At 77.1% G+C, this 4023-nt stretch carries 1 protein-coding gene; it reads left to right on the top strand.

Features of this window, described 5'->3' with window-relative positions; genetic code table 11:
* Nucleotides 1–4023, top strand: a 4023-nt coding sequence (locus tag ACZ56B_RS32640; protein WP_468798654.1) for a type I polyketide synthase, incomplete at both ends; no start/stop codon positions are given.

The raw sequence follows: 4023 nt of genomic DNA, 5'->3' as shown, positions 1-4023 counted from the left end.
GTCCTCGACGCGCTCGCGCAGCGCCGCCGCGCCGAGGGCCTGCCCGCCACCTCCGTCGCCTGGGGCGCCTGGGACGGCGGCGGCATGGCCGCCGGACTCACCGGGGCGCTGCGCGCGACCGGCACCACCGCCCTCGAACCCGGCCTCGCCCTCGACGTCCTCGCCGAACTGGCCGTCGCACCCGAACCCGTCACCGTCGTCGCCGACCTCCAGCAGCCCGACACGCTGCGCATGCTGTTCAGCGTGCGGCCCTGCGCCGCGCTCGGCGCGCTGCCCGCCGCACGGGAGGCCCGCGACGCCGCCACCCGGCTGCGCGAGGACACCCGCTCGGCCGCCACCTCCCTGCGCCGCAAGGTCTACGCGGCCCCCGAGGACGAACGCGTCCCGCTCGTCCTGGACGTGATCCGCGAGCACGCCGCGGGCGTCCTCGGCCACTCCGGACCCGAGGCCGTCGCCGCCGAACGCGCCTTCCACGACATCGGCTTCGACTCGCTCACGTCGATGGAGCTGCGCAACCAGCTCGCCCGCGCCACCGGCCTCGCCCTGCCCGCCGGGCTCCTCTTCGACCACACCCGGCCGCAGAGCCTCGCCGAGCACCTGGTCGCGGAACTCCTCGGCAGCCCCGCCGAGGACGACGGCCCGCTGCCCGCCGCCGACCCGGCCGACACCGCCGCCGACCCGGTCGTCATCGTCGGCATGGCCTGCCGCTTCCCCGGCGGCGCCGACTCCCCGGAGAAACTGTGGGACCTCGTCGCCTCCGGCGGCGACGCCATCTCCGCGTTCCCCGGCGACCGCGGCTGGGAGATACAGGGCCAGGGCGGATTCCTGTACGACGCCGCCGACTTCGACGCCGGGTTCTTCGGGATCAGCCCGCGCGAGGCCCTCGCCATGGACCCGCAGCAGCGGCTGCTGCTGGAGACCGCCTGGGAGGCCGTCGAGCGCTCCGGCACCGACCCGCAGCGCCTGCGCGGCAGCCGCACCGGCGTGTTCGTCGGCAGCAACGGCGTCGACTACCACCACCTCCTCGCCCGCGCCAAGGACATGGAGGGCCGCGGCGTGATGCTCGCGGCCAGCGTGATCTCCGGACGCCTCGCCTACGTCCTCGGCCTGGAGGGCCCGGCCGTCACCGTCGACACCGCCTGCTCCTCCTCCCTGGTGTCGCTGCACCTGGCCGCGCAGGCGCTGCGCAGCGGCGAGTGCTCGCTGGCGCTCGCGGGCGGCGTCACCGTGATGACGACCTCCGCCGCCTTCGCCGGGTTCCGTCACCACGGCGGCCTCGCGGCCGACGGCCGCTGCAAGGCGTTCTCCGACGACGCCGACGGCACCGGCTGGTCCGAGGGCGTCGGCATGGTCGTCCTGGAGCGGCTGTCCGACGCGGTGCGCAACGGCCACCCGGTCCTCGCCGCGGTGCGCGGCTCGGCCGTCAACCAGGACGGCGCCTCCAACGGTCTCACCGCCCCCAACGGCCCCGCCCAGCAGCGCGTCATCCGGCAGGCCCTCGCCTCCGCCGGCCTGGCGCCGGCCGACGTCGACGCGGTGGAGGCGCACGGCACCGGCACCCGCCTCGGCGACCCGATCGAGGCCCAGGCCCTCCTCGCCACCTACGGCCGGGACCGGGAGCGGCCGCTGCTGCTGGGCTCGGTGAAGTCCAACATCGGGCACACCCAGGCCGCCGCGGGCGCCGCCGGACTCATCAAGGCCGTCATGGCTCTGCGGCACGGCGTCGTCCCGCCCACCCTGCACGCCGACGTGCCCTCCTCCCACGTGGACTGGTCCGCCGGGGCCGTCCGGCTCGCCACCGCCGCCACCGACTGGCCCGACACCGGCCGCCCCCGCCGCATGGGAGTGTCGTCCTTCGGCATCAGCGGCACCAACGCCCACGTCGTCCTGGAACAGGCACCGGCCGTCGACACCCCCGAGCCGCAGCCGGTCACCGCCGCCCCGCGCCCGGTGCCGTGGCCGGTCACGGCCACGACCGACGCGGCACTCGACGCCCAGCTCGACCGGATCCGCGCCCACGCCGCCGACCACGCGCCGCTCGACGTCGGGTACTCCCTCGCCACCGGCCGCTCCGCCTTCGCCCACCGGGCCGTGCTGCTCGCCTCCGACGACGGCCTCACCGAGGCCGCGCGTGCCGTCGCCGAACCCGGCCCGCTCGCCGTCGTCTTCTCCGGGCAGGGCGCCCAGCGCATCGGCATGGGGCGCGGACTGTACGAGCGGTTCCCCGTGTTCGCCGACGCCCTCGACGCCGTACTCGCCGGGCTCGACCCGCGCGTGCGGGAGGCGATGTGGGGCACGGACCCGGCGGAGCTGGACCGCACCGGCACCGCGCAGCCCGCGCTGTTCGCCGTCGAGGTGGCGCTGTACCGGCTCGTCGAATCCCTCGGCGTCACCCCGAAGTACGTCGCCGGGCACTCCGTCGGCGAGATCACCGCCGCCCATGTCGCGGGCGTGCTGTCGCTCGCGGACGCCTGCACCCTGGTCGCCGCCCGGGCCCGGCTGATGCAGGCGCTGCCCGAGGGCGGCGCGATGGTCGCCGTGGAGGCCGCCGAGGACGAGGTACGGCCGCTGCTGTCCGGCGGTGTGGCGCTCGCCGCCGTCAACGGCCCCCGCTCGGTCGTGGTGTCCGGTACCGAGGACGAGGTCGCACGGGTGGTCGACGCGCTGGGGGAGCGGCGCCGCACCCGGCTCACGGTCAGCCACGCCTTCCACTCGCCGCTGATGGACCCCGTGCTGGACGACTTCCGCGCGGCGGTCTCCGGCGTGCGCTTCGCCGAACCCGCGCTGCGGATCGTGTCGAGCCTCGCGGGCGGCGACCCCGCCTCCCCGGACCACTGGGTGCGGCACGTCCGGGAGACCGTACGGTTCGCGGACGCCGTCCGCGCCCTGGCCGACGCGGGCGTCCGGCACTACCTGGAACTCGGCCCCGACGCCGTCCTCACGCCCCTCGTCCGGGAAACCGTCCCGGCGCACACGGCCGAGGTCGTGCCCGTGCTGCGCCGCGACCGGGACGAGGAGACGGCGGCCGTGACCGCCCTGGCCCGGCTCTACACGGCCGGGGCACCGGTCGACTGGGCCGCGTTCTTCGCCGGCACCGGCGCCCGCCGCGTCGACCTGCCCACCTACGCCTTCCAGCGCGCCCGGTACTGGCCCGAGGCGGCGGAACCCGTGCCGCAGGGGACGGGCGCGGACGCCGAGTTCTGGGCGGCCGTCGAACGGGCGGACGTCCAGGAGCTCGCCGGGCGGCTGGACCTCGCTCCCGGGGCGCTGGACGCGGTCGTCCCGGCGCTGTCGTCGTGGCGCAGCCGCAGCAGGGCGCGCTCGACCGTCGACTCCTGGCGGTACCGGGAGACCTGGCAGCCGTCGTCCGGGGACGACCGGGCCCGCCCGGACGGGCGGTGGCTCGCCGTGCTGCCGCCCACCGGGGCCGCGTGGGCGCGGGCGGTGACCGACGCGCTCGGACCGGACACCGTCGTGTGCACCGTGGACACCGACGACCGGGGCGAACTCGCGGAACGGCTGCGGGAGACGGCGGGCGCGCCGGCACCGGGAGGGACGTTCACCCGGGTCGTCTCCCTCCTCGCCGCCGACCCCGCGACGCTCCCCGCCGGCGTTCCCGCCGGTCTGCCCGCCACCACCCTGCTCCTCCAGGCCCTGGACGACGCCGGAATCACCGCCCCGCTGTGGAGCGTGACCTGCGCCGCCGTCACCACCGGGGCCGGCGACGGCTTCACCGATCCGGCGCAGGCGGCCTTCTGGGGACTGGGCCGGGTGGCCGCGCTGGAGTACCCCGACCGGTGGGGCGGCCTGGTCGACCTGCCCGGCGACCCCGACGAACGGACCCTGCGGCGCCTCGTCGCCGCCCTCGCCGCTCCCGGTGAGGAGGACCAGCTCGCGGTGCGCCCCGGCGGCACGTACGGCCGCCGGTTCGTCCCCGCTCCCGCGACCGACCCGGCCCCCGTCTGGGAGCCGTCGGGCACGGTCCTGATCACCGGCGGAACGGGCGCGCTCGGCGGGCACCTG

The organism is Streptomyces sp. NPDC034670, from assembly GCF_055574875.1.
Note: the sequence above shows the minus strand (reverse complement) of the source record. Positions and strands in the feature narration are given on the sequence as shown.